The 25,535-nt window shown below is 56.2% G+C and carries 22 protein-coding genes; 17 read left to right on the forward strand and 5 right to left on the reverse strand.

What is annotated here, in order from left to right:
- Window positions 1-22: 22 nt before the first annotated feature.
- Genes KO499_RS09945 through nadB form a run of 4 tightly spaced genes read right to left on the reverse strand, consistent with a single transcriptional unit; the run spans window position 23 to window position 3,405 of the window.
- Window positions 23-1,018 (reverse strand): YgfZ/GcvT domain-containing protein, encoded by a 996-nt coding sequence (locus tag KO499_RS09945; protein ID WP_215983587.1) that lies wholly within the window; start codon window positions 1,016-1,018, stop codon window positions 23-25.
- Between the two features lie 21 nt (window positions 1,019-1,039).
- Complete coding sequence (locus tag KO499_RS09950; RefSeq protein ID WP_215983588.1) at window positions 1,040-1,504, reverse strand: hypothetical protein; 465 nt, start codon at window positions 1,502-1,504, stop codon at window positions 1,040-1,042.
- On the reverse strand, window positions 1,488-1,760 hold the full coding sequence (locus KO499_RS09955) for a succinate dehydrogenase assembly factor 2 (protein ID WP_215983589.1): 273 nt from the start codon (window positions 1,758-1,760) through the stop codon (window positions 1,488-1,490). The genes KO499_RS09950 and KO499_RS09955 overlap by 17 nt, the downstream gene beginning before the upstream one ends.
- 40 nt (window positions 1,761-1,800) lie before the next feature.
- Window positions 1,801-3,405, reverse strand: coding sequence for an L-aspartate oxidase (nadB, locus tag KO499_RS09960; protein WP_215983590.1), 1,605 nt, complete (start codon window positions 3,403-3,405; stop codon window positions 1,801-1,803).
- Between the two features lie 133 nt (window positions 3,406-3,538).
- Between nadB and rpoE the strand changes: the two genes are divergently transcribed.
- From rpoE to pdxJ, 13 genes are all read left to right on the forward strand, one after another.
- Window positions 3,539-4,225, forward strand: coding sequence for an RNA polymerase sigma factor RpoE (rpoE, locus tag KO499_RS09965; RefSeq protein WP_323133336.1), 687 nt, complete (start codon window positions 3,539-3,541; stop codon window positions 4,223-4,225).
- A gap of 15 nt (window positions 4,226-4,240) precedes the next feature.
- On the forward strand, window positions 4,241-4,807 hold the full coding sequence (locus tag KO499_RS09970) for a sigma-E factor negative regulatory protein (RefSeq protein WP_215983591.1): 567 nt from the start codon (window positions 4,241-4,243) through the stop codon (window positions 4,805-4,807).
- Window positions 4,808-4,828: 21 nt separating this feature from the next.
- Window positions 4,829-5,845 carry a MucB/RseB C-terminal domain-containing protein gene (locus KO499_RS09975; RefSeq protein WP_215983592.1) on the forward strand — a complete coding sequence of 339 codons (1,017 nt, stop codon included), beginning with the start codon at window positions 4,829-4,831 and terminating at the stop codon, window positions 5,843-5,845.
- Entirely contained in the window at window positions 5,842-6,291 is a 450-nt protein-coding gene (locus KO499_RS09980) for a SoxR reducing system RseC family protein (protein WP_215983593.1), read from the forward strand. The genes KO499_RS09975 and KO499_RS09980 overlap by 4 nt, the downstream gene beginning before the upstream one ends.
- A 134-nt stretch (window positions 6,292-6,425) precedes the next feature.
- Window positions 6,426-7,850 (forward strand): DegQ family serine endoprotease, encoded by a 1,425-nt coding sequence (locus KO499_RS09985; RefSeq protein WP_215983895.1) that lies wholly within the window; start codon window positions 6,426-6,428, stop codon window positions 7,848-7,850.
- A gap of 126 nt (window positions 7,851-7,976) precedes the next feature.
- Window positions 7,977-10,703 (forward strand): EAL domain-containing protein, encoded by a 2,727-nt coding sequence (locus KO499_RS09990; protein ID WP_215983594.1) that lies wholly within the window; start codon window positions 7,977-7,979, stop codon window positions 10,701-10,703.
- Between the two features lie 103 nt (window positions 10,704-10,806).
- A complete protein-coding gene (lepA, locus tag KO499_RS09995) occupies window positions 10,807-12,609 on the forward strand; it encodes a translation elongation factor 4 (RefSeq protein WP_215983595.1) in 1,803 nt (600 codons plus the stop codon).
- A 12-nt stretch (window positions 12,610-12,621) separates the two neighbouring features.
- Window positions 12,622-13,428 carry a signal peptidase I gene (gene lepB, locus KO499_RS10000; protein ID WP_215983596.1) on the forward strand — a complete coding sequence of 269 codons (807 nt, stop codon included), beginning with the start codon at window positions 12,622-12,624 and terminating at the stop codon, window positions 13,426-13,428.
- Window positions 13,429-13,454: 26 nt separating this feature from the next.
- On the forward strand, window positions 13,455-13,844 hold the full coding sequence (locus tag KO499_RS10005) for a DUF4845 domain-containing protein (RefSeq protein ID WP_215983597.1): 390 nt from the start codon (window positions 13,455-13,457) through the stop codon (window positions 13,842-13,844).
- Entirely contained in the window at window positions 13,841-14,530 is a 690-nt protein-coding gene (gene rnc / locus KO499_RS10010) for a ribonuclease III (protein WP_215983598.1), read from the forward strand. The genes KO499_RS10005 and rnc overlap by 4 nt, the downstream gene beginning before the upstream one ends.
- Window positions 14,530-15,447 carry a GTPase Era gene (gene era, locus KO499_RS10015; protein ID WP_215983599.1) on the forward strand — a complete coding sequence of 306 codons (918 nt, stop codon included), beginning with the start codon at window positions 14,530-14,532 and terminating at the stop codon, window positions 15,445-15,447. Before rnc ends, era begins: the two co-directional genes overlap by 1 nt.
- Before the next feature lie 7 nt (window positions 15,448-15,454).
- Window positions 15,455-16,183 (forward strand): DNA repair protein RecO, encoded by a 729-nt coding sequence (recO, locus tag KO499_RS10020; protein WP_215983600.1) that lies wholly within the window; start codon window positions 15,455-15,457, stop codon window positions 16,181-16,183.
- The gene (gene pdxJ / locus KO499_RS10025; RefSeq protein WP_215983601.1) at window positions 16,173-16,913 is read left to right on the forward strand and encodes a pyridoxine 5'-phosphate synthase; all 741 of its coding nucleotides are present in this window, start codon (window positions 16,173-16,175) and stop codon (window positions 16,911-16,913) included. The genes recO and pdxJ overlap by 11 nt, the downstream gene beginning before the upstream one ends.
- 12 nt (window positions 16,914-16,925) lie before the next feature.
- Here pdxJ and KO499_RS10030 read toward each other — a convergent pair whose 3' ends face one another.
- Window positions 16,926-19,799 carry an ATP-binding protein gene (locus KO499_RS10030; RefSeq protein WP_215983602.1) on the reverse strand — a complete coding sequence of 958 codons (2,874 nt, stop codon included), beginning with the start codon at window positions 19,797-19,799 and terminating at the stop codon, window positions 16,926-16,928.
- A gap of 227 nt (window positions 19,800-20,026) precedes the next feature.
- Between KO499_RS10030 and cysM the strand changes: the two genes are divergently transcribed.
- From cysM to mazG, 4 genes are read left to right on the forward strand one after another with little or no spacing between them, the layout of a single operon-like run.
- Entirely contained in the window at window positions 20,027-20,920 is an 894-nt protein-coding gene (gene cysM / locus KO499_RS10035) for a cysteine synthase CysM (RefSeq protein WP_215983603.1), read from the forward strand.
- 26 nt (window positions 20,921-20,946) lie between these two features.
- Complete coding sequence (rlmD, locus tag KO499_RS10040) at window positions 20,947-22,296, forward strand: 23S rRNA (uracil(1939)-C(5))-methyltransferase RlmD (RefSeq protein WP_215983604.1); 1,350 nt, start codon at window positions 20,947-20,949, stop codon at window positions 22,294-22,296.
- Window positions 22,297-22,353: 57 nt separating this feature from the next.
- Window positions 22,354-24,591 carry a GTP diphosphokinase gene (gene relA / locus KO499_RS10045; RefSeq protein ID WP_215983896.1) on the forward strand — a complete coding sequence of 746 codons (2,238 nt, stop codon included), beginning with the start codon at window positions 22,354-22,356 and terminating at the stop codon, window positions 24,589-24,591.
- The gene (mazG, locus tag KO499_RS10050; protein WP_215983605.1) at window positions 24,588-25,445 is read left to right on the forward strand and encodes a nucleoside triphosphate pyrophosphohydrolase; all 858 of its coding nucleotides are present in this window, start codon (window positions 24,588-24,590) and stop codon (window positions 25,443-25,445) included. The genes relA and mazG overlap by 4 nt, the downstream gene beginning before the upstream one ends.
- The last annotated feature ends 90 nt before the right edge of the window (window positions 25,446-25,535 follow it).

The raw sequence follows: 25,535 nt of genomic DNA on the forward strand, positions 1-25,535 counted from the left end.
TCTGATGAATTTGCCTGTCAACTTATGTATCTGATTGTGCGCTTTTTTCCCTTTCAGGTACGGAGTAAGGCAGTGGTATTGGCACCAGTACAGCCTCGGGCATGTCTTTTGGATGCAAGGGGGATTGGGCTGCATCGTGGCGCACGACCGCGAGCAATTCAACGCTGCCATCGCTGTATTCAACCGCGTTTACCACTTCTCCCATGGACCGCTCGTCAGATAACAGTGCGCTCCCGGGAGAGGGCACGTTTGCTGCCCGTTCAATACGAAAGCGGAAAAGACTTTTTTTCAGTTGCCCGAGAAAATGCATCCGGGCAATCACTTCCTGTCCTGTGTAGCATCCCTTCCTGAAATGTACACCACCGAGATGTTGCCAGTTCAACATCTGGGGTACGAAAGACTCCTGCGTGGCGGGTGTGAGGCGGGCAACCCCGGCCGCAATCTCGGATGCCTGCCAGTCCGCCAAAGCTATCTGGGCATTGGCAGATAGTGCTGGTTTGCTCTCGGCAGTCCGCCAGAATTCAAAGCGGGCCGTTCCCTCGGCTGTCGATTGTGTTTTCACCAGGACGCCGTCACTCAGCCGGGTTGATTTGCCCGGGTCCGTCAGAGTGTCCAGAGATTCATCGGCAAGGGTTTCGGCCAACCCGGTACCCAGAATGCCCAGAATCCTGGCTTCCGTGACACGCTCCATGGTGGTTCCACGAAACAGCATCAGGTATTTGCGTAAGTGGTTGATGGTGTCGTCAGCAAGCTCCGAAGGAAGGTCCATCAGGATATCGTCTCCGAACCGGACCATGCGGGTGAGGCAGTAGGCGCGACCCTTGGGGGTCGCCGCTGCAGCTCTTGGAGAGTAGCCGGAGACTACTTCATCCAGATTCTGGCTGAACTGGCCCTGGAGAAATTTGTCGGTGCCAGGGCCGCTGATGCGCACAATCACCCGGTCGTTCAGGACTGCCCAGCCGTCGGTCGGCAGGGGGTAGTCTGCAACCGCTGATACAGGCGTGTTTAAGTCGGTCATGGCGTGCTCCAGGATAGTGAATCAGGTGACTGAGTGCCCGGATCGGCTCAGTCTGAGCCAGACTCTCAGGCGCCGGAACTCTTCTGGCGGAACGTTCCCTGGCCCGCCTGGTGACGGTGCCAGCAGTATCGTGGTGTAAGAACGGATGTTGGTGTCGGCTGTCCGAAGTTTCAAGACTGCCAGCCCAGACCAGATTCGACTGGAAGCCAGCGGAATAACGTGAATCTGCCTGTTGTCCGGGGTTTTGGCGTACATCTTACCGTGTTCAATCAGAAGGCCATTCAATGCGCCGTTGCCCAGAAGTAATCCGTTGGACCGATACTGAAACGTCGCGCCACACAGTGCAATGGGTGCTGCAATGAGTAGCCAGATTTTACCGGCCATTGCCGCGACTGCCAGAAAGGCCAGCAGCAACAGCCAGGGAAACACCGCCAGAATGCCGACCAGCGGAGAGGGGGCTAGCGCCAGCTCAATCCGGTTGGACACGTTTGAGGATGATGTCGACCATGCGTTGAAGATCCGGGTCTTGCGGGCGACTGCGCTGCATGAACCATTCGAACATGTCGTTATCTTCGCAGCTCAGCAGTTTCTTGTAGCGGGCCTGATCCTCGGCGCCAAGGTCGCGATAGGCTTGCTCAACGAAAGGTATCAGGAGGTTGTCCAGTTCAAGCATGCCGCGACGGCTGTGCCACCACAGGCGGTTGAATTCGGCTTTTTCGGACGATGCGGCTGTCTCTGACATAATGTTTACCATCGAATCGTGTGTAACAGTTGGCGTTGTTTCAGGGCGCAAGCGTTCTGTAGGTTGTGGGAACCAGTACGGTATCACGGACCTCATTGAGCAGTCCCGGATAATCCAGCGTGTAGTGCAGCCCGCGGCTTTCCTTGCGTTGTAATGCTGAACAGATAATCAGGTCGGATACGGTCACCAGGTTTCGGAGTTCAAGCAGGTCGTTGGTTACCCGATAATTGCTATAGAACTCACCAATCTCTGCGGACAGCAGATCAACCCGGTGCTTGGCCCGCTGAAGCCGCTTGCTGGTTCGTACAATGCCTACGTAGTCCCACATGAAATGTCTCAGTTCATCCCAGTTGTGGGAGATAACAACGTCTTCATCCGAATCCCGAACCTGGCTTTCGTCCCAGTCAGGGGCCTCCGGCGGAGGCGGAATGTCCGCTTCCCGGCGGGTAATATCCGCGGCAGCAGCACGACCATACACTAAACACTCGAGCAGGGAGTTACTGGCCATGCGATTGGCTCCGTGGAGCCCGGTGAAGGCGGCTTCGCCCACGGCATAAAGCTGGTTTATGTCGGTTCGGGCGCGTTCGTCGCTGAGGATGCCGCCGCAGGTGTAGTGAGCGGCAGGAACGACCGGAATGGGTTCACGGGTGATGTCTATCCCGAACCCCAGGCATTTTTCGTAGATAGTCGGGAAGTGGTGCTTTATGAAGTCGGCAGGTTTGTGGCTGATGTCGAGGTACAGATGATCAGCCCCCAGCCGCTTCATCTCATGGTCAATCGCCCGGGCAACAATGTCTCTGGGTGCCAGTTCACCGCGTTCATCGAAACGGTCCATGAATCTGGAGCCATCCGGCAGTTTCAGCAGCCCTCCCTCGCCCCGAACTGCTTCAGTAATCAGAAACGACTTCGCGTGTGGATGGTAGAGGCACGTTGGATGGAACTGGTTGAACTCCATGTTCGCCACCCGGCAGCCTGCCCGCCAGGCCATAGCGATACCATCTCCAGACGCCCCGTCCGGATTGGTTGTATAGCGGTAAGCCTTGGAGGCACCGCCAGTGGCAATGACTGTGAATCTTGCCCGGAACAGCTCTACGTGATTGTCTTCAAGGTTCAGTATGTATGCGCCAACGCACCGGTTACCGGGCAGGGAAAGCTTGCGGTTCGTAATCAGATCGACTGCAACCCGGCCGGACATAAGTTCAATATTGGGTCTGGCCTGGGCCTGCGACGTCAGAGTGGTTGAAACCGCATGTCCGGTAGCATCCGCTGCGTGAATGATCCTTCGATGACTGTGCCCGCCTTCCCGGGTCAGGTGGTAGTGGGCGTCCTGATCCCTGGTGAAATCAACACCGGAATCGATCAGCCAGTCGATGCTTTCCTTGCCATGTTCCACGGTAAACCGAACTGCGTCCTCGTGGCACAGGCCTGCGCCGGCGTTGAGGGTGTCGGTGATGTGGTGCTCGGTCGAGTCCTGATTATCAAGAACCGCCGCGATTCCGCCCTGCGCCCAGAGTGTGGCTCCGCTGCTGATCTGGGCTTTGCTCACCACACATACTTTCAGATGCGCTGGCAGATTGAGAGCGACGGTGAGGCCGGCAGCACCACTGCCGATAATAAGAACGTCGTATTCGTAAGGCTGTGGCATTGGTTCGTTATCGCAGGCCATAATGTGGACGTGTATTGAACTAAACTTTACGCTTGCTGTCTATTTGGCCTGACAGGGTGAGCCGCCGGGCAGGTGGCCAAACCCGTTTCATGAACGGACGCCGGATAGCACAATGACGCAGCGAAACTTGGTACAGGCCCGACAGCTGGCCATTAAATCAGGGAACCCCGGCAACCAGTCCATGACTCCTGAGACAGAGAAACGACAGGGCGATCATTCCGACAGCCAGACGGATCTTCAGCTGATCCGTAAGGTGCGTAATGGCGATCGTGCCGCATTTGATCTGCTGGTGGTCAAATATCAATCCAGGGTCGCGTCGATTATTAGCCGTTACGTCTACGACAGTCAGGAAGTCATGGATCTGACTCAGGAAACCTTCGTTAAAGCGTTCAGGGCGATCGAACGGTTCCGGGGAGACAGTGCCTTTTATACCTGGCTGTACCGGATCGCGGTGAATACCGCCAAGAATTACCTTGAATCCCGGGGGCGGCGGCCTCAAGGCAGTGCTGATTCTGCGGAAGCGGAAAACTTCGAAGAAGGCTCCCGGCTTCGGGACACCGCTTCGCCCGAACGACTTCTGCAAAGGGAGCAGCTCCAGAAAGAGCTGAACAGGGCCATAGCCCAGCTCCCGGAGGAGTTACGCTCAGCCTTTCTTCTCCGTGAATATGATGGCCTTAGCTATGAGGATATTGCCGGGATACTGGAGTGTCCGATCGGTACCGTCCGTTCACGAATTTTCAGGGCAAGGGATGCGGTTGACCGACATCTCGGGCCTTTGCTCAACCACTCGGTGACGTAATTGAGGTTGCATCCCATGGATGATCGTCTCAGAGAAACATTGTCTGCCATGATGGACGACGAAGCTGATGAACTGTCAGTGCGTCGACTGTTGTCACATGATCGCCAGGACGAACTCCGGGCACAGTGGCAGCGATGGCAGGACGTGCGGGACCTTTTGCATGATGGCCACTCTCCGGCCCATGGAATGGACGTCAGTGTTGCCGTCCGTGAAGAGCTTGATGGGCGAGATTCCGCCGCGCTCGGGGCAACGCTTGCGGGTCGGGACAGCAAGGCACGCGGATGGCACTGGCCAGCGGCTGCCATGGTGGCGATGGCATTGCTGGTAGGATTCGGGGCTGGTGCCGGCTGGGACTCCTCCGGCACCGGACCTGCTCAGCCCCTTGCAGCCGCTGCACCGGAGGCGCCGGCGCCGGCTCCGGATCAGCCAGTCCGGGAGGTTGCCTTGCAGGGACTCGATGAAGAACAGTGGGAATATATGAGCCGTTACCTGCTGGAACATGCGCAACACAACAGTGTTGGTGCCGGGCGAGGTGCCGTCGGGTATGCCCGCCTGGTCAGCGCCAATGGTCCCGGTTACTGACATCCTGGAGTGAATGTAATCATGTATCAGGCTCTCATCGCTGTGTTTCGATGTCGTGTACTGTCAGTCTTGATGTGTCTGGTGCTCGCCCTTGCCGGCTCCGTGCCGGTTCTGGCCGACGATGAGGCATCCGCCTGGCTGAAAAGGCTCGGACCTGCACTGAATATGACCTCTTATCGGGGCGTGTTCGTGTATGCCCGCGGAGAACGTGTGCATTCCATGCAGATTGCCCATCGCTATATCGATGGCGCGGTTGAAGAGAGGCTGGTGTTGCAGGACGGCGGTACCGGCGAAATCGTTCGCAAGGGCATGAATGTTGTCTGCGTTCTTCCTGAAACAGGCCGCGTGCAACTCAATCAGGTTATTCCCTCTGGCCCCTTTGCCGAAGCGTTTACCAGTCAGCTTGTGCCGGTGAACCGTTGGTATCAGGCTGAAATGAAAGGAGAGGACCGGGTCGCAGGATATGATGTCGTTTCGGTGGCGTTGAGTGCCAAAGATCCCTATCGCTACAGTCATCAGCTTTGGCTGGAGAAGTCCACGGGGCTTCTGGTAAAGAGTCATGTGCGGAATTCTGAGGGTGATGTGCTCGAGCAGTTTCAATATACCAGTCTGTACATAGGCGAAGAGATCCCGGATAGCGAATTTGAAATACGTACTCAGGGGCGGGAGATCTCCAGAACGCTCGACGAAACTGCATCTACGGAATCCGTGGTTCAGCGAATGAACGGGTGGCAGTTAGGCTGGCGGCCTGAAGGATTCGTTCCGGCCGCGGCTCCCCGATCTGGCAAGGGTCAGGCAGTTGCTTTCTCTGATGGCCTGGCGGCTTTCTCTGTGTTCGTTGAACCGGCCGGCCCGGTAACAATGCCCACAGGTGCCTCTCTTATCGGTGCCACCACGGTTTACATGCGCCAGGTGAAGGAAGGTGAGAATGTCTTTCTGGTCACCGTCGTGGGTGAACTGCCTCCGCAGACAGCCCGTCAGGTTGCCGAGTCTGTCCGTATTGAAGATTCATTGGCTCTGGGTGCCGGCGGGTCATGATTACCGAAACTGGACGAGTTGTTGCCCTGAGAGGCGACCGGGCCTGGGTGCAAACGATTCGAACCAGCGCCTGTCAGAGTTGTTCAGCCCGGACAGGCTGCGGTCAGAAAGTCCTGGCTGCAGCTTCTGGCGGGCGTGCGAATCAGATACTTGTGTCCAATTCTGTGAATGCCCGGGTCGGAGACGAGGTCACCATCGGTATCGATGATCAGGCGTTGTTGGGTGCTTCTTTCCTGGTCTACGCGGTACCGCTGCTCCTGATGGTCGCTGCGAGTGTTATCGGGCATCAGGTGTCCGGTGGGCATGATGGAGTGTCGATGCTTGCGGCGATCGTTGGCCTTGGGTTGGGCTTTGTTGCGGGGCGGCATCTGCAACGCGCTGGCGATGTTGATTATGAACCCCGTCTGGTTCGGATAAACCGCATTGATTCTGAAAGCTGTCTCTGAACCCTACGCTTTTGTAAGTTGAAAATTGGTGGGGCGAGACCAAAAATACGCCGAGGTGTTTGAACTGCAGGGGGTACATCATGTCGAGTGCAACACACGTTGCCCAATCGTCACGGAGCTTTATACCCGGAAGGATGCCGGCCACTTTTCTGATCATATTATCCGCCATCCTCTTGGTGGTCTGGAGTCAGGCCAGTACGGCCCGAAATTTGCCCGATTTTACTGAGCTGGTTGAGGACAACGCCGACGCGGTGGTGAATATCAGCACCACGACCGAATCCAGGCGCAGCTATTCCCGTTCTCCCGGGATGCCCTTTGATGAGCGGCAGCTGGAACAGCTCCCCGAGTTTTTTCAGGATTTTTTCCGCGGCCCCCAGTCTCCGTTTGGCAGTGGTCCGCAGGGAGCGCAACCGGTTCGCTCCATGGGATCCGGGTTTATCGTATCCTCGGATGGATACGTACTGACCAATAATCATGTGGTTGAGGGTGCTGATGAGATTATTGTGCGCCTGAACGATCGACGCGAGCTGCCGGCAACGCTGGTCGGAACAGATCCCCGTTCGGACATGGCGGTACTGAAAATTGAAAACGGAGATGACCTGCCGGTGGTAAAGGTTGGTCGTTCCGGGGATCTTAAGGTGGGCGAATGGGTTTTTGCGATTGGCTCGCCATTCGGGTTCGATTACACGGTTACGGCGGGGATTGTCAGCGCACTTGGGCGTTCGCTGCCCTCGGAAAACTACGTGCCATTCATTCAGACCGACGTGGCCATTAACCCTGGTAACTCCGGTGGTCCCCTGTTCAACCTCGAAGGGGAAGTGGTTGGTATCAATTCTCAGATTTACACGCGCTCTGGCGGCTTCATGGGGGTCTCTTTCGCCATTCCCATTGACGATGCCATGAACGTATTCCGCCAGTTGCGCGACAAAGGTTCGGTTTCCCGCGGTTGGCTCGGCGTGTTGATCCAGGAAGTGAATCGCGACCTGGCCGAGTCCTTCGGTCTCAAGCGGCCACGTGGCGCGTTGATCGCCGAAGTGATGTCGGACTCACCGGCGCAGAAGGCCGGTCTGCAGGCAGGGGATATCGTTTTGAGCTATGACGGTGACGATGTTCAGCGTTCTTCAGACTTGCCGCCCATGGTGGGTCGCACACCAGTGGGCGAAACCGCCGAACTCCGAGTGCTCCGGGGCGGAGAGGAAATCGATCTCGATGTTGAGATCGGCCGGCTGCCTGAAGAAGGAAGCCAGCAAGCAGCTGCACCTTCTGGTGACGGTGGCGGCCCTCAATCTGCGCCGCTGGGCATGGTGGTCGAGCCATTGCCAGAGGATATGGCAGACTCCATGGGTGTTGACGGGGGTGTTCTGGTCAATAGTGTTGCCCGAGGGGCTGCGTCTGAAGCCGGTATACGGGCTGGCGACGTGATCACTGAAATTAACCGCGAGAGAGTAACCTCGGTTCAGGAGTTTCGCGAAGTCGTGGGGTCGCTTCCTGAGAGCAAAGTGGTCTCTGTTCGGGTTATTCGTCAAGGTCGGGCCCTGTATTTGGTCATGAAACCCTGACTGGCCCAGATCCGCTGAATTGACATTGGATTTCAAAGCCCTCCCGGGTGCCGGAAACGACACCCGGGAGGGCTTTTGTTATACTGGGCGTTCCAAAAACACGTGGTCGGGAAATGGATCAGTCCCATGATGAATAGACAGGAACTCTCTCTCCGCAAGTTACTGGAGTTTCGTAATGCCTGGGTCGGGTGGCTGGTTTTTGCCGTTGCGATTGCGGTCACCGTACTACTTTGGCAGGTGTCTATTTGGCTGGTTGATGACCGCACGGAAGCTCGTTTTCGTACCCAGTCCCTGCAGCTCAAATCCGCAATTGAAGAGCGCTTGCTGAACTACGAACAGGTACTGGCCGGCAGTGCCGGCCTGTTTGCGGTGGCTGGTGATGTTTCCCGAAGCCAGTGGCGCGAATACGTCGATAAGGTTGATATCGACCGGTATTACCCGGGGATTCAGGGTATCGGTTATGTTCGTCGTATTGGTGTGCGTCAGATGGCCGATCATATCGCCTCTGTCCGTTCCGAAGGCGTCCATAATTATCTGGTGAACCCGCTGGGTAGCGGTCCCTATTATTACCCCATGGTTTATCTGGAACCCGGCACAGAGCGTAATCGACGGGCGCTGGGGTACGATGCCTTCAGCGATCCCATCCATCGGCGGGCCATGGAGCGGGCACGTGACGATGCCACGCCTACGGTCACCGCGAAGGTGGTACTGGTGCAGGAAGAGCTTGGTGAAGATCAGGCGAGTTTTCTGATGTATTACCCGGTCTATCAGGGCGGTGAAGTGCCTGAGATCCGGGCCGAACGGCGCATGATGCTGGCGGGATACGTGTTCAGTGCATTCCGCATGAACAACCTGATCGACGGGATTGTCGGTCTGATTTCGCCGTTTCTTGATGTTCGGATTTATGACGCCGGCGTGGTGGAGCGGCAGAACCTCATGTACGGCTCCAATCTCGGTTCCCTTGATAACGAATTCAGTTTCCAGATGAGCCAGACCATAAGCCATGGTGGTCGTGACTGGGTGTTGCAGACCCGGTCCACACCTGCATTTGATTTTCTGGCCTCCGATCCCCGGCCTCCGATCGTTCTGGGTAGCGGGTTGGTGATCAGTGCCTTGCTGTTTCTTTTCGTTCTGGCTCTGATTCGTTCGCGTCTTATGGCTCAGATCAGTGCCGGGCGCTACCGGGCGATCACCGAGAGCGCCGCCAATGTCACTCTGGTGATGGATCGCGCCGGACAGCCACTCTATGCCAGTCCTTCCAGCCTCGATATTCTTGGTTTTGAACCGGATCAGGTTCAGTCTTTGAGCTTTGAGGAAATGGTTCACGTTGACGACTGGCCTCAGTTGCATAATAGCTTTGACGACTCGGTGCAGTCACCGGGCAAGCAGATGCCGGTTATTCGTGCCCGGATTCGTGATGCCGAGGGCCAGTGGCGGGATATGGAAGGTACGTTCACCGCCATGTTGTCGGTGCCGGGGGTGAACGGGATTGTTTTGAGTCTGCGGGATCTGACCCAGCTGAAAGCTGCCCAGTCGGAATTGCACCGGCTGGCGTTTTACGATCCACTGACCGGGCTTGCGAACCGTCAGCTGCTCCGGGACCGGCTCAATCATGTGGTCAGTCGCAGTCGGCGAAGCGGTGAACCGGCAGCGCTGATGTTCCTGGATCTGGATGGGTTCAAACGGATCAATGATACCCTGGGCCATGATTCTGGCGACGAACTGTTGCGTCAGGTGGCCCAGTGGCTTTTGGGTTGCGTGCGTGAAGAGGATTCGGTCGCGCGTCTTGGTGGCGATGAATTTGTGGTTCTGTTGTCCGGGGTTGGCGACGCTGCTTCGGCCGGCAAGGTTGCCGAGACAATTCTGCACAGTCTTTGCCAGCGAATCCGGTTGAATGATCACGAAGTTGGCATCACGGTCAGTATCGGTATTACCTTGATTCCGCACGATAGCGAGGATGCAGGGACGCTGATGAAATACGCCGATCTGGCCATGTACCGTGCCAAAGAGCTGGGCAGGAACACGTTCCAGTTCTTTACGCCGGCCATGAACATCAAGGCGGCGCGACGGCTTCTGCAGCAGGAAGAGTTGGCGTCGGCTCTGAACGGTGATCGCTTCGTTCTGCACTACCAGCCGAAGATTGATCTGGACCGTGAGCGGGTGATCGGTGTGGAGGCATTTTTGCGCTGGCATCACCCGGAGAAGGGCCTGGTTTCAGCACAGCAGTTTATTGGGCTGGCTGAAGAAACCGGCTTGATCGTGCGTCTGGGTGAGTGGGCGCTGAGGCAGGCGTGTATCCAGATCCAGGCTCTGGAGAGAGCCGGTTTCGAATCCCTGAATATGGCGGTGAACCTGTCTGTTCGTCAGCTTACTGACTCCGGTTTCCTGGACATGATACGCCGGGTTATCACCGAGACCGGCGTCTCGCCGGAATGTCTTGAGCTGGAGATGCCGGCGGAGCTGCTTAATGAGGATCCGCGAATGCTCCGGGAGTTGCTGGTGTCGCTCCATGATCTGGGGGTTTGTTTGATTCTGGATGATTTTGGCGCCGGCTCCTGTTCGCTGGTTGCACTGCAACAACTGCCGCTGGATGTGATCAAGATTGATCACCGCTTCATTCGTGATATCCCTTACAATGTCAGCGCCACGGACGTCGCTTCCGCCGTCATTGCCCTGGCTCGAAAGCTCCATCTGACGGTAGTGGCCGAAGGCGTGGAAACCCCGCAGCAGCTCAGCTTTCTCAAAACCCATGGCTGCGCCCAGTGCCAGGGCAATCTGTTCAGCTATCCGCTGGACGAGGATGCCCTGATTGGTTTCCTGATTCGACAGTATGAAGCGCCTCTGATTTCCTGATCATGGCAATGGTGGCCGGTAACCGGTAAAATCACGCCGTTTCCGGATCCGGGTAGCGGCGCTCCGGGCGCAATTCTTCGTCTTAACTGAGTATTCATTGTCTGTGACTGAACTGAGCCGAATCCGTAACTTCTCCATCATCGCCCACATCGACCATGGCAAATCAACTCTGGCAGACCGTTTTATCCAGGTCTGTGGTGGTCTGACCGACCGAGAAATGGCCGAGCAGGTTCTTGACTCCATGGATCTCGAGCGTGAGCGAGGGATTACCATCAAGGCCCAGAGTGTCACGCTGACATACAAAGCCCGTGACGGCCAGGAATACAAACTGAACTTTATCGACACCCCGGGGCATGTGGATTTCTCCTATGAGGTCTCGCGATCGCTCTATGCCTGCGAAGGGGCATTGCTGGTGGTTGATGCCGGGCAAGGCGTTGAAGCCCAGTCCGTAGCTAACTGCTACACCGCGATCGAACAAGGACTGGAAGTGGTTCCGGTTCTGAACAAGATGGATCTGCCTCAGGCTGAACCTGAGCGAGTAGCCGCGGAGATTGAGGATATCATCGGCATTGAAGCCTCTGATGCGGTTCGGTGCAGCGCCAAGAGCGGTCTTGGTATTGAAGACGTGCTGGAGGACCTGATCAAAAGGATCCCGCCTCCTGAGGGTGACCGAAGTGCGCCTCTGCAAGCACTGATCATAGATTCCTGGTTCGACAATTATCTGGGCGTCGTTTCGTTGGTCAGGGTCACCGAGGGTACTTTGAGAAAGGGTGACAAGATCGTTATCAAATCCACCGGCAAAGCCTGGAATGCCGATAAGGTGGGCATTTTCAATCCAAAACCAAAAGACACGGATGTGCTGGAGTCCGGTGATGTCGGCTTCGTGGTTGCCGGCATAAAAGATATCCATGGTGCCCCTGTGGGCGACACCATTGTGCACCAGAAGTTCGCTGACCAGACGCCCATGCTGCCCGGGTTCAAGAAGGTTAAACCCCAGGTGTATGCGGGACTGTTCCCGGTCAGCGCCGATGATTACAACGATTTTCGGGATGCTCTGGAAAAACTGACGCTGAATGACGCCTCATTGTTTTTTGAGCCGGAGAACTCCGATGCCCTTGGTTTTGGCTTCCGCTGTGGTTTCCTCGGCATGCTGCACATGGAAATTATTCAGGAGCGGCTGGAGCGGGAATACGACATCGATCTGATCACCACTGCGCCGACGGTTATCTATGAGGTGGTGACCAAGCAGGGTGAGACTCTGTCGGTAGACAACCCGTCCCGGCTTCCGGATATTGGTTCCATTGAAGAAATGCGTGAGCCAATTGTCGAGGCCAATATTCTGGTACCTCAGGAGCATATCGGCAACGTCATTGCTTTGTGTGAGGAGAAGCGGGGCATCCAGAAGAACATGCACTTTATGTCGACTCAGGTTCAGTTGACCTATGAGTTGCCGATGGCTGAAGTGGTGATGGACTTCTTTGATCGCATTAAATCGGCCAGCCGCGGTTTCGCCTCTCTGGATTACCACTTTACCCGGTTCCAGAATGCCAATCTGGTGAGGCTGGATGTTCTGATCAATGCCGAGCGTGTTGATGCCCTGGCTCTGATCGTGCACAAGGAACAGGCCCATCACAAAGGCCGGCAGCTGATTGAAAAAATGAAAGAGCTGATTCCGCGGCAGATGTTTGATATCGCCATTCAGGCCGCCATAGGAAACCAGGTCGTATCGCGGGTCACCGTCAAGGCGCTGCGTAAGAACGTTACCGCCAAGTGCTACGGCGGTGACGTTAGCCGTAAGAAGAAACTGCTACAAAAGCAGAAAGAAGGTAAAAAGCGTATGAAGCAGCTGGGTAACGTCGAGGTGCCTCAGGAAGCGTTTCTTGCCGTACTGAAAGTGGATAAATAGAAGGCCTCCTGGATGGATATCGATTTTCCCCTGGTACTGGTAGTACTGACCTTTGCAACCGGTCTGATCTGGCTGGCTGACAAGCTGTTTCTTCGAAACCGGCGTCTTTCTGCCTCCCGTGCCAATGGCGCCGGGGAATCAGTCGAGGCTGGCTCCACTACAGAATCAGAAGAGCCCAAGGAACCCTATCTGGTTGATCTGAGCCGATCGTTCTTTCCGGTACTGGCGATTGTACTGGTTCTGCGTTCGTTTCTGGTTGAACCCTTTCAGATTCCGTCAGGATCCATGCTGCCCACCCTGGAGGTGGGCGACTTCATTTTGGTGAACAAATACGCCTATGGATTCAGGCTGCCTGTTGCCGGAACCAAAGTGGTCCCTGTAGGTGATCCCCAACGGGGAGATGTGATGGTGTTTCGCTATCCGGAAGATGGCAAGACCAATTACATCAAGCGGGTGATTGGTCTGCCAGGTGATCAGATCCGTTACCAGGACAAGCAGCTCTTCATCAATGGCGAACGGGTGGAAACCCGCTTTATCGCGAGATTACCTCCGATGGAATTACGTCATGAAAGTCTCGGCGAAGTTGAACACGATATATTCCTGACCATGGGGCGCTCTGGTGTCAGTGGTGAGGGCGAGTGGCAGGTGCCGGATGGGCATTACTTCGTCATGGGTGACAATCGCGATAACAGTAATGACAGCCGCTATTGGGGAATGGTCCCTGATGAGCTGGTAGTGGGCAAGGCCTTTGCTATCTGGATGCACTGGAAATCCCTTACCAGTCTGCCATCCTTTGATCGTGTGGGCGGAATCGAGTAACTAGGACTATCTGGAGCGCAGTGATAATGAAAAAGAATAATTTTTCCGGCATGGGCCGTCAGCGGGGTGCCTCCGCATTGACCATGATGATCATGGCGCTGTTCTTTGGTGGCCTGCTGACGTTGGTGGTCAAGGTTGGCCCTGCCTACCTGGATGACATCACTATTCAGGAGGCGCTCGAGAGCCTGGATGGCACCGAGGGGCTTTCCAGGATGGGGCCGGCCCAGGTGCGCACGATGATTAACAAGCGGCTCAGTGTGAACAATGTCCGGGGATTTGATCCCAAGAATATTACGGTCGAAAAAGAAGACGATCTGGTCGTAATCAATGTTGACTACGAAGTGCGCAACAACCTGATCAGTAATCTGGATACGGTGGTTCGCTTCAAGCATAAATATGAGATGAAGGGCAAGTGAGTTCACAACCGGATCTGGAACAGCTACAGCGACGCATCGGCTATAAGTTCAAGTCGCCAGAGCGGCTTATGCTGGCTCTCACCCATCGGAGCTATGGGAATCAGAATAACGAGCGCCTCGAGTTCCTCGGCGATTCCATTGTCAATATGGTTATTGCCGAGTATCTGTTTCTGCACTTTGAGAAAGCCCGGGAAGGGCAGTTGAGTCGTTTGCGGGCCCGCATGGTGAAGGGGGTTACGCTCGCAGAGATTGGCCGTGAGTTCCAGCTCGGCAATTACCTGCGTCTGGGTTCTGGTGAACTGAAAAGTGGTGGCTTCCGGCGGGAATCCATCCTGGCAGATGCGGTAGAATCCATTATTGGTGCAATTTATCTGGACAGCGATTTTCATACTTGCCGGGAGCAGGTCTTACGTTGGTTCGAGCACCGGCTGGAAAAGCTTGATCTTCAGGATACCCAGAAGGATCCGAAGACCCGTCTACAGGAATATCTTCAGTCCCGCCAGTTCCCCCTGCCACGCTACGACGTTATTTCCGTAGACGGTGAGGCCCACAATCAGACATTCCATGTGTCCTGTGCGTTGCCTTCGCTGGATCGAAAGACCACCGGCACCGGTAGCAGTCGCCGGGTGGCCGAACAGCAGGCAGCCCGTAACGCCCTGAAAGAACTGGGCGTGGAGAATCAGTAATGAACGATATTACCCGTCCTGAAAATCCCGATAGTCGCTGCGGTTTCGTCGCTATCGTCGGCCGCCCGAACGTTGGCAAATCCACGCTGCTGAATCACATTCTTGGCCAGAAGCTGAGCATAACGTCCCGAAAACCACAGACGACTCGCCATCAGGTGCTTGGCATCAAGACAGTGGATTCGGTTCAGGCGATCTATGTGGACACGCCGGGCATGCACGAGGAAGAGCCTCGAGCCATTAATCGCTATATGAACAAGGCGGCCACATCGGCGCTGATTGATGTCGATGTGGTGGTATTCGTGGTGGACCAGTTGGCCTGGACGACAGCGGATGAGATGGTGCTGGAGAAGCTCAGTCGACTGACATGCCCGGTAATCCTGGCGGTTAACAAGGTCGATAAACTCGAAAAGCGGGAAAGCCTCTTGCCTCACCTCGATATGCTCTCGAAGAAGCGCGAATTTACCGAGATCATTCCACTTTCGGCCCTGAAAGAGACCAACCTTGAACCCCTGGAAGAGGCTGTCGGTCGTTACCTGCCGGAGAGTATCCACTTCTATCCGGATGACCAGATCACCGACCGCAGCGAGCGTTTTCTTGCTTCGGAGATTGTTCGGGAGAAAATCACCCGGCAATTGGGAGCGGAGCTGCCATACTCCGTGGCAGTAGAGGTTGAGGAGTTCAAGCGGGAAGGCAAGACGCTGCACATCTCCGCCCTGATACTGGTCGAGCGAGAGGGGCAGAAGAAGATCATCATCGGTGACAAGGGCGAGCGGATGCGCCGTATTGGCCAGGAGGCGCGAACCGATATGGAGCGGTTGTTCGACAGCAAGATCATGCTGAGGCTCTGGGTTAAGGTCAAGCGTGGCTGGGCCGATAACGACCGGGCCCTGAAGAGCCTGGGCATGAACGACCTCTGAGTCGGGTATGAAGGGACCTGAGTTGCAGGAGCCCGCTTACGTCCTTCATCGCCGTCCCTGGCGGGAAACCAGCCTGATGGTGGATGTCTTCTCTCTGAATCACGGTCGAATGACCGTGATTGCCCGGGGCGCTAACAGCGCCAAAAGCCCTCTGAAAGCCCAGCTTCAGCCCTTCCAGCCTCTGGTGATGGATTGGGCCGGCCGGGGCGACCTGAAATCCCTGGTCCAGGTCGAGGTGAGAACCGGCCCGGCACTGACCCGGACAGTAGCTCTCTACAGCGGGCTGTATCTTAATGAGCTGTTGCAGCGAATTCTGCCCGTTGCTGATCCCCATCCGACTCTGTTTGCGGCATACATAGATGCGTTGGGGTGTCTGTCCGCCACCACAGACGTGGAGCCGGTACTTCGGCGCTTTGAGCTCGCCTTTGCTTCTGCACTGGGTTACGACTTTTCCTGGGATCTTGCTACCGATACGGGGCAATCCGTCGAGTCCGCCCGGGAGTATTGTTATGATCCTGAGCAGGGTATTGTTTCCGCTGTGTCGCCTGGTGTGCGTCTGCGAAATCTGCGGGGCGAGGTTTTGCTGGAGCTCGCCCGTGAGGACCTGCAATCTGACAGCTGTCGACGATTGGCGAAACGGGTCATGCGGGTGCTTATTGATCACCTTCTGCAGGGCCGCCCCCTGAACAGTCGCAGCCTTTTCACTCATCTTCGGGGAGAGTCCCATGAATCCTAGAGTACTGCTTGGCGTCAATATTGATCACGTTGCCACTCTTCGTCAGGCGAGAGTGACCCGATATCCGGATCCGGTGCAGGCTGCGCTGATGGCAGAGGAGGCTGGTGCAGACGGTATCACGATACATCCCCGGGAGGATCGTCGTCACATACAGGACCGGGATGTACTGCTACTCAAGGAAGTGCTTCAGACCAAGATGAATCTGGAAATGGCGATTACTGACGCCATGCTGGCGTTTGCCGAGCAGGTTCGTCCTGAATGTGTCTGTCTGGTGCCCGAAAAGCGTGAGGAGCTGACCACTGAAGGGGGGCTGGACGTTGAAGGGCAGGAATCCCGGGTGGCCAAAGCCTGTGAGCGTCTCGCCCGAATAGGGGCAGAGGTGTCCTTGTTTATCGATCCGAATCCAGCCCAGATTGATGCCGCCGTAAGATGCGGCGCGCCAGTGGTTGAGTTGCACACAGGTGAGTACGCCGAGTCCGATACGCCCGAAGCGGAAAACGCTGCGTTCAAAACGATTGCCGATGCGGTGGCCTATGCCCGGCAGAAAGGGCTGATCGTCAACGCCGGTCATGGCCTGCATTATCACAACACCGAACGGGTGGCCGCGATCGAGGGGATCAACGAGCTGAATATTGGCCACGCCATCATAGCCCGGGCGGTTTTTTGCGGTTTGAAAGAAGCGGTTCGGGATATGAAGACCCTTATTGATCAGGCCCGAGGCCGGGGCTGATTCAAGACATCATCAGGTCGCTTCGCTAGTCTGGTGTCGTTCGCGGAACAGTGGTTGCCAGTCGGTCTGGTCACTCCAGATCTGTAAGCGCTCCATGGCCGAGAGAAGTTGATCTTTCTGGTGTTCGAGGTCCGGCGCGCTGCACTTGATGGCGGTTTCCAGATGATTGGCTGCTGCCCGCAGTTCCGGCACACCGCAGTACCGGGTAGCGCCATGAAGCTTGTGAACGCATTCGAGCAATTCCTCTATATTGTTGCTGACCCAGAGCTCCTGCACCCGTTCACGATCTATGTGCACCTGTTCCAGGAGCATGCTGAACAGCTCTTCGGCCAAATCGGCTTTGCCAGCGGCCAGTTGAATGCTTTCGTCAATGCTTACGCAGTCCTGTTGCATTTTTCGTGTCGACGGTCGAAGAACCCGGCGGGTATCCCGGACCTCAGGAATCGGAAGCCGGTCTTCCCTGTCGGACTTTGGGCAGACATAACCTGTGTATTCATGAATGATGTCGGTGAGTTGGCCGCTGCTGATAGGTTTGGGCATGTACCCGTCGAAACCTTGTCTGGTCAGACGTTCCTGCTCGTCTGCCAGAGCATGGGCGGTCAGGGCTATGATCGGCGTCCTGTGATTGCCAGTATCCATCTCCCTGAGTCGGGCCGTGGTTTCCACACCGTCCATACCAGGCATTTGCAGATCCATGAACACGAGATCAAAGGGCTTCTGTCTGGCTTTTGTCAGAGCTTCAAAGCCGCTGGTAGCGCTCACGGCGTCCAGTTGGCAGTCTTCCAACAGGGTCATGACCAGTTTCAGGTTGGCATCGTTGTCATCGACTGCCAAAACCCGGGGAACACTCGCAGTGGTGGCTCGGTGGGAGGTGACCTCATAGTCGGGGACGCGCCCGCTGGCATTGATGCCATGCACCAAAAGCAGAAGTTCATCATACAGGGAGTCGCGGCATACCGGTTTGGTCAGGTGGCCGCTGGCAAGTCCTGCCAACGGTGTGTCGTGGGTCTCCAGGGTGGGGGTCAGCAACAGTGTCCGGCAATCCCGTTCGATCTCCAGGGTACGCACTAGACTGCAGAACTGGCTGGAGTTGAGCAGGTGTCGGGTGATACCAACAATGGCTACGGCGTAACCGGTCTGGCTTTTTTGGGCTTCCTCTATGTGTTCCTGCAACGCGCCGGGTGAGGCCACCCGGTCAACGAGCATGCCCCAGTCCCGGAGCAGGTGCTCAACAGCCAGTCCGGTGGTTTTCTGATGCTCCAGATAGATCACGCGTTCCCCGCGCAGAGCATCCCGGGGGGCAATGGCCTCGCCACTGCTCGCGACTTCCGACGTGAGGGTAAACCAGAAGGTGGAGCCCTTGCCAAGTTCGCTTTCAAGCCCGATTTTGCCGCCCATCTCTTCCACCAGGCGTTTCGAGATGGCCAGCCCGAGCCCGGTGCCTCCGTATTGCCGGGCCGTAGAGGCATCGGCCTGGCTGAAGGCGTTGAACAGAGACTGCTGTTGGGCCCGGGAAAGGCCGACGCCGGAATCCGTGATGCTCAGGCGCAGAGTGACGCGGTTGGTGTCTTTCTCTTCTTCTTCCAGGCTTGCCCGCAGGACCACCTCGCCGGTCTGGGTGAACTTGATGGCGTTGTTGACGAGGTTGGTAATGACCTGTTTAACCCGTAAGGGGTCACCCATGATGTTGTCGGGCACATCGTTGTAGACCAGTGGCACCAGATCGAGGTTCTTGGAATGGGCGGCCGGGGCCAGCATGACCATGACCTCCTCGACGATGTCGCGCAACTGGAAGGGAACGCGGTCCAGGATTAGTTTGCCGGCTTCGATTTTCGAAAAGTCCAGAATGTCGTTGATGATGGTAAGCAGGATCTCGGAGGATTTCCGGATCGTGCTCAGATGATCTCGTTGTTGCCTCGGTAACGGGCCTTTCAGGAGCAATTCGGTGAAGCCAATGATGCCATTAAGTGGCGTGCGAATTTCGTGGGACATGTTGGCCAGGAATTCTGATTTTATCCGGCTGGCTTCAAGAGCTTCTTTCCGCGCGAAATCCAGCTCAATGTTCTGAATTTCGATAGTCTCCAGGGTTTCCCGAAGATCTTCGGTGGCCTGGTCAATGTTCTGCTGCATTTCTGCCTGGGCCTTGCTCAGCTCTTCCGCCATGGCGTTGAGTCCCGACTCAAGTTGTTCAAACTCGGGGCCGGCGCCGGTATGGACGCGGGTGTCAAGCTTTCCTTCCTTGAGTCTGGCAACCGCTTCGTTAAGCTCAAAGACCGGACTCGTAAACGCCCGGCTCAGGCGCAAGGCAATCGCCATACTGAGAAAGACACCGCCAACAACCAGCAGCAGGGATATCAGCAGGGCCTTGTACGTCTCCTTTTCGGTTCGGACGTGGGACATTTCGACAACTACCCAACCCAGGGGCTCCTGCAAGTCAGACATGGACTGGCGAGCACCTGGGTCGAGCATACTCTCGATCATCAGATCCTGGAGAAAGGCAGGGGTGATGAAGCGTGTACTGTTTTCCCTGGATACCCGAGTTGCGTGCTCGGGCGTGAGTTCGTCGGACTGCACTGTTTCGGAGCTTCCCGGTCCGGTGTGGAGCAGGCGAGAGCGGTCACTGCCAAAGAAGGTAATGGAGCGAACGTCCTGTTCTTCCAGAAGGGCATTGGAGAGGCTGCTCAGAAGGCTTCGATTGGCAGTGAAAAGACCATACTCGGAGCCCGCCGCAAGTTGACGTGAAAGCGATTCGCCCCGATCTTTAAGCAGGCTTTCAATGTTTTCAACCCAGCTATAGGTAAAAAACAGCCCAAGCATCAGGGTGGTCAGCAAGGTGGGAACCAGAGTTACCACCAACACTTTCTTGCGAATGCCCCAGCGTCGCATACTGTTGTTCCTGAGTTATTTCTTTTGTCCGCGCTGCGATGCGGAACACTTCCCTGTCAAGAATAGTTGATCCGGAACGGGATAACTGTGGTATCAGTCCCGTCCCTGCCGCAAAGCCATTGTGGCGGATATAGCCTCCGGTCATGGATATAGCGAGAAGCTGTATTGGGAGACCGGGGCGATAACGCGTATCATGCGAAACCAAAAGTGTACCATAGGGTTATCATATGCATTTTCCCACCATTGAAGATTATGTCGGACACACGCCCCTGGTTCGCCTGCAGCGTCTCCCCGGAGAGACCAGTAACGTGATTCTGGCCAAGCTTGAGGGTGACAATCCCGCCGGCTCGGTGAAGGACCGACCGGCTATCAGCATGATCCAGGAAGCGGAGCGCCGGGGCGACATAAAACCGGGTGATACCCTTATCGAAGCGACCAGCGGTAACACTGGTATCGCCCTGGCCATGGCGGCCGCGATCAAGGGTTATCGAATGGTGCTGATTATGCCCGCGAATATGAGTGAGGAGCGTCGGGCATCCATGCGTGCCTATGGTGCGGAGATCGTCACGGTCACCAGAGAAGAGGGTATGGAAACTGCCCGCGATCTGGCTCTCAAGATGCAAGCGGAGGGCAAGGGCAGAGTGCTGGATCAGTTCAGTAATCCGGACAATCCTCTGGCGCACTATCGTACTACGGGGCCCGAGATATGGGAGCAGACCGGAGGGCGTGTTACTCACTTTGTCAGCTCCATGGGAACCACAGGCACGATCATGGGCGTGTCCCGCTACCTCAAGGAGCGTAACCCGGATGTCCGCATCATCGGACTGCAACCCAAAGAAGGTGCATCCATCCCCGGGATCCGGCGCTGGCCCGAAGCCTACCTGCCGAAAATCTACGATGCGGCCCGGGTCGACCAGGTACTGGATATTGGTCAGGAAGAAGCCGAAAACACTATGCGGGCCCTGGCATCTGAAGAGGGTATTTTCTGCGGAGTGTCCTCGGGCGGGTCCGTTGCTGCCGCACTCAAGCTGTCTGAGCAGGTTGAAAATGCCATCATCGTGGCCATTATCTGTGACCGCGGCGATCGTTATCTTTCCACTGGTGTATTCCCGGGCGCCTGAATCCGATTATATCGAGAGATCCAAATATGAGCAGACGACGCAGGAAGGTTCTTCCGAAAGAGCCCGTGCGCTGTGAGATTGAAACTCTGAGCCATGATGGTCGGGGAATTGCCCGGCAGGATGGCAAGACCCAGTTTGTGGATGGCGCCTTGCCTGGCGAAACGGTGATGGCAAAAGTGGTGTCCAGTCGCAGCAAATTTGACGAACTGCGGACCGAAGAGGTTCTGGAGGCTGCCCCTGATCGCCAGACCCCGCCTTGCGAGTTTGCCGACCTGTGCGGCGGCTGCAGCCTCCAGCATATGAGTGGTGATGCCCAGATCGAGTTCAAGGAAAACACCCTCAGGGAGCATTTTGCCCATTTCGGGGGCATCGAGCCCGAGCAGTGGATCGAGCCGCTTCGCTCGGAGGACAGTCTCGGTTATCGCCGCAAGGCCCGCCTGGGTGTTCGGTACGTCAAGGCCAGAGAGTCTGTGCTGGTCGGTTTCAGGGAAAAGCGTAACAGCTTCCTGACCGACATCGATCGTTGTGTGGTACTCGATCCTCGTATCGGCGACCGGATATTGCCCCTGCGCAATATGCTTCATGAACTGGATGCGTACAGTCGGATCGCCCAGGTAGAGGTCGCCTGCGGCGATGATGTCGCAGTGATGGTGTTCCGCAATATGGATGAGCTGTCGGCCGGCGACCGGGAAACGCTGATTGCCTTTGGTCAGGCCCACGATTTGCATATCTATTTACAGCCGAAAGGGCCGGACACCGTGCACCGTATCTGGCCTGAGTCCGCCGGTCGGGATGACGAACGACTGAGTTACCGGCTGGATGAATTCGATCTGACCATGAAGTTTCATCCGATGGATTTTACCCAGGTCAACGCAGGCATTAACCGCGCCATGGTGCACAGGGCTGTGGAATGGTTGGATATTCGGCCAGATGAGCGTGTGCTGGATCTTTTCTGTGGTCTGGGTAATTTCACGTTGCCGCTGGCACGCAAGGGTGGACAGGTTGTAGGTGTAGAGGGTGACGAGACCATGGTTGTCCGTGGCCGCGAAAATGCGCAGCTGAATGGTCTCGACAATGTCGCGTTTCACGGGACTGATCTGCATGGTGATTTCACCGGTCAAAGCTGGGCAAAGGAAGGGTTCGACAAGATTCTCATTGACCCGCCGCGCTCTGGTGCCGAAGAAATCTGCAAATACCTGACAGCCTTTGGTGCCAGGAAAATTGTCTATGTGTCCTGCAATCCGGCCACTCTTGCGCGGGATGCGGGGGTCATGGTGCGTAATGGCTATCGTCTGGTGCGCGCTGGTGTGATGGACATGTTTCCTCATACCACCCATGTGGAATCCATCGCTTTGTTCGAGCGGGATTCCGGCTGAAGATGATATGGGCGGCCTGGGATGGCTGCGGTAACCATCAGGGTTAACAAGACTGATATGGTAAAAGTTCGCGAAGATTACGCAATGACTGGCGATGGCCAGGTGGATATCGAGGGCTGGGTCCAGCAGATTGGCTCGCAGACGTATCTTGAGGACGCGGATCAGTTCCGGCAGGCGTGCGAAAAAGCCGCCGAAATCGATCTTCAGGCGTTTCGCGAGGACCGTCTTTGGACTCCGGGCGCCAGCAGTTTCCGGATAGGCATCGAGATGGCTCAGGTGCTGGCGGAATTGCACCTTGATCAGGCCAGCCTTGTGGCGGCAATTCTCTACCGCGCCGTGCGTGAGGAACGGGTTCCGCTTGAGGATATCCGAAAGGAGTTTGGAGACGAAGTTGCAGGCCTGATCAATGGCGTGCAACAAATGGCCGCAATTTCCTCCATTCACCACCCGCTGAAGGGCAACGTCCTGGGGCAGAGTGAGGGCCAGCTCGACAACGTACGCAAGATGCTCGTCACCATGATTGACGATGTCCGGGTTGCCTTGATCAAGCTGGCGGAACGTACCTGTGCTATCCGGGCGGTCAAGAATGCCCCGGAAGAAAAACGCATGCGTGTGGCCGGGGAAGTCTTCGATATCTATGCGCCGCTGGCTCACCGCCTTGGCATCGGGCACATCAAATGGGAGCTGGAGGACCTTTCTTTCCGCTATTTGCATGGCTCTGCGTACAAGAAAATTGCCAAGCTCCTTGATGAAAAGCGACTGGATCGTGATGGTTACATCAAGCGGGTCATAGATACCCTGCAGACCGAACTGAAAGCCTATGGTATTGAGGGTGAGCTCTCGGGCCGTGCCAAGCATATCTACAGTATCTGGCGGAAAATGCGGAGAAAGGGTATCGATTTCTCCCAGGTCTACGATGTCCGTGCCGTGCGCATTCTGGTGCCTGAAGTGCGCGACTGTTACGCAGCGCTTGGTATCGTCCATACCATCTGGCGCCATATTCCCAATGAGTTCGATGACTATATCGCCAACCCCAAGGAAAACGGGTACCAGTCTTTGCATACCGCCGTCATCGGACCGGATGGCAAAGTCATGGAAGTCCAGATCCGAACCCACAAGATGCATGAGGAAGCGGAGTTAGGCGTTTGCGCTCACTGGCTTTACAAAGGGACCGACAAAGGCAACAAATCGACCGGTTACGATGCCAAGATCAACTGGCTGCGCCAGGTTCTGGAGTGGCAGGAGGAGCTGGGTGACCTGTCCGGTCTGGCGGATCATCTGAAATCCGATGTGGCATCGGACAGGGTCTATGTCTTCACGCCTGAAGGCCATGTCGTGGATTTGCCCCAGGGCGCAACCCCGGTGGATTTTGCGTATCGGGTCCATACCGAAATCGGGCATGCCTGCCGCGGGGCCCGGGTGAACAGCCGCATTGTGCCGCTCACCTATCCTCTTAAAACCGGCGATCAGGTGATTATCCTGACATCCAACAATCCGGCCCCCAGCCGTGACTGGCTCAACCCGAGTCTTGGCTACATTCAGACATCCCGGGCCAGGGCGAAGGTAACGCATTGGTTCAAACAGCAGGACCGTGGCCGGAATATTATCGATGGCCGGGCGATTCTCGAGGACGATTTCAAGCGTCTGTCACTTTATGACGTGGACCTTGGTGAACTCGCGCAGAAGGTCAATTACCAGAGTGCCGAAGATATGTTCGCCGCCATCGGTGCCGGTGATCTGAGGCCTACGCACGTGGCCAACGTGGCACAGCAGATGCTCGAGCCGAAATCCGAGCAGCTGGACCTCAAGCTCAGCACCCAGCGCCGCAAGCCCTACGATACCGAATCGGATATTCAGATTCTGGGCGTGGGAAAACTCAAAACCCAGGTGGCGAAATGCTGTAAGCCTTTGCCGGGGGATGCGATTGGCGGTTATATCACGGTCGGGCGAGGCGTTACGGTGCACCGTCAGGACTGTCTGACGTTTCTGAATTTGTGTGAGTTTGAGCCGAACCGGATCATTGAGGTGAGCTGGGGCGGGCAGCCGGCAGCCGTCTACCCGGTTGACGTTGAAATTGAAGCCTATGATCGCTCCGGATTGTTGAGAGACATAACTCAGGTGCTGTCATCCTCCAAGAGTGATGTTCTGGCACTCAACACGCTGAGCAACAAGGATGAAAATACGGCGACCATGACCGTGACCGTGGAGATCTCAAGCCTCGAACAGCTGGCGCGATTGCTGGCGCAGATCCGTAACCTGCCCAACATCATTGACGTAAGGCGTAAGCGCGGATGAGTTATACCATCGATGATCTGAAGACCCTGATGGCACGGCTCAGGGATCCGGAGACCGGATGTCCCTGGGACACCCGGCAGACCTACAAGTCCATTGTTCCGCATACTCTCGAAGAGGCTTACGAGGTTGCAGATGCTATTGATCGTGAGGATTACCCACATCTGAAAGACGAGTTGGGGGATCTCCTGTTTCAGGTGATCTTCTATGCCCAGCTTGGACGGGAAGATGGGCATTTTGACCTTGAGGACGTGGTTGACCACCTGGTGCGAAAACTGCTGCGCCGGCATCCCCACGTTTTTCCGGAAGGTACTCTGGCGAGTCGTATTGACCCGGACAACCGGCCGGATGAGGCCTGGATCAAGGAAAGCTGGGAGCGCATCAAGGCTGAAGAGCGAGCGATGAAGCCGGTGCTGGACGATGACGCAGCCGTCGGCCGGCTTGATGGCATCGCCCGAACGCTGCCGGCCATGGTCCGTGCAGAAAAGCTCCAGAAAAGGGCTGCACGTCACGGCTTTGACTGGCCGGATGTCGGCCCGGTTTTCGACAAGCTTCATGAGGAGATCAACGAGCTCAAGGAGGCGTGGGAAGCGTCTCAATCCGGAGACGGCGACCCGGACGCTGTTGAAGACGAGTTGGGTGATCTTTTGTTCGTCTGTGTGAATCTGGCACGGTTCATGAAAGTTAATCCTGAGCAGGCCCTCAATCGAACCAACCATAAATTTGATGCCCGCTTCCGGGCGATTGAACGTGTGCTTGAGAAAGAGGGTCGGGACATGGACGAAGAATCACTGGAGGCGCTGGACGCCGTCTGGCAGGCGGTTAAAGGCGTGGAGCGGGGCGACAACGGAAGTTGAGTAAATGGAGCCGGTAAGTACAATCCGTTACCAATTTTCTTGCCCCCGGGTCGATGGCTTCGTCTACACTTCCGGAAACGGACGCACAGT

Source organism: Marinobacter sp. F3R08 (assembly GCF_018860425.1).
In the GTDB taxonomy this organism is placed as follows: Bacteria; Pseudomonadota; Gammaproteobacteria; order Pseudomonadales; family Oleiphilaceae; genus Marinobacter.

Bases quoted from the DNA above. Each gene is read 5' to 3' on its own strand.
- nadB (WP_215983590.1), bottom strand. From the start codon at position 3,405: ATGCCACAGCCTTACGAATACGACGTTCTTATTATCGGCAGTGGTGCT.
- mazG (WP_215983605.1), top strand. From the start codon at position 24,588: ATGAGTTATACCATCGATGATCTGAAGACCCTGATGGCACGGCTCAGG.
- KO499_RS09985 (WP_215983895.1), top strand. From the start codon at position 6,426: ATGCCGGCCACTTTTCTGATCATATTATCCGCCATCCTCTTGGTGGTC.
- KO499_RS09980 (WP_215983593.1), top strand. From the start codon at position 5,842: ATGATTACCGAAACTGGACGAGTTGTTGCCCTGAGAGGCGACCGGGCC.
- KO499_RS09990 (WP_215983594.1), top strand. From the start codon at position 7,977: ATGATGAATAGACAGGAACTCTCTCTCCGCAAGTTACTGGAGTTTCGT.
- rlmD (WP_215983604.1), top strand. From the start codon at position 20,947: ATGAGCAGACGACGCAGGAAGGTTCTTCCGAAAGAGCCCGTGCGCTGT.
- recO (WP_215983600.1), top strand. From the start codon at position 15,455: ATGAAGGGACCTGAGTTGCAGGAGCCCGCTTACGTCCTTCATCGCCGT.
- lepB (WP_215983596.1), top strand. From the start codon at position 12,622: ATGGATATCGATTTTCCCCTGGTACTGGTAGTACTGACCTTTGCAACC.
- KO499_RS09955 (WP_215983589.1), bottom strand. From the start codon at position 1,760: ATGTCAGAGACAGCCGCATCGTCCGAAAAAGCCGAATTCAACCGCCTG.
- KO499_RS09945 (WP_215983587.1), bottom strand. From the start codon at position 1,018: ATGACCGACTTAAACACGCCTGTATCAGCGGTTGCAGACTACCCCCTG.
- KO499_RS10030 (WP_215983602.1), bottom strand. From the start codon at position 19,799: ATGCGACGCTGGGGCATTCGCAAGAAAGTGTTGGTGGTAACTCTGGTT.
- KO499_RS09975 (WP_215983592.1), top strand. From the start codon at position 4,829: ATGTATCAGGCTCTCATCGCTGTGTTTCGATGTCGTGTACTGTCAGTC.
- era (WP_215983599.1), top strand. From the start codon at position 14,530: ATGAACGATATTACCCGTCCTGAAAATCCCGATAGTCGCTGCGGTTTC.
- KO499_RS09970 (WP_215983591.1), top strand. From the start codon at position 4,241: ATGGATGATCGTCTCAGAGAAACATTGTCTGCCATGATGGACGACGAA.
- KO499_RS10005 (WP_215983597.1), top strand. From the start codon at position 13,455: ATGAAAAAGAATAATTTTTCCGGCATGGGCCGTCAGCGGGGTGCCTCC.
- pdxJ (WP_215983601.1), top strand. From the start codon at position 16,173: ATGAATCCTAGAGTACTGCTTGGCGTCAATATTGATCACGTTGCCACT.
- cysM (WP_215983603.1), top strand. From the start codon at position 20,027: ATGCATTTTCCCACCATTGAAGATTATGTCGGACACACGCCCCTGGTT.
- rpoE (WP_323133336.1), top strand. From the start codon at position 3,539: ATGACGCAGCGAAACTTGGTACAGGCCCGACAGCTGGCCATTAAATCA.
- relA (WP_215983896.1), top strand. From the start codon at position 22,354: ATGGTAAAAGTTCGCGAAGATTACGCAATGACTGGCGATGGCCAGGTG.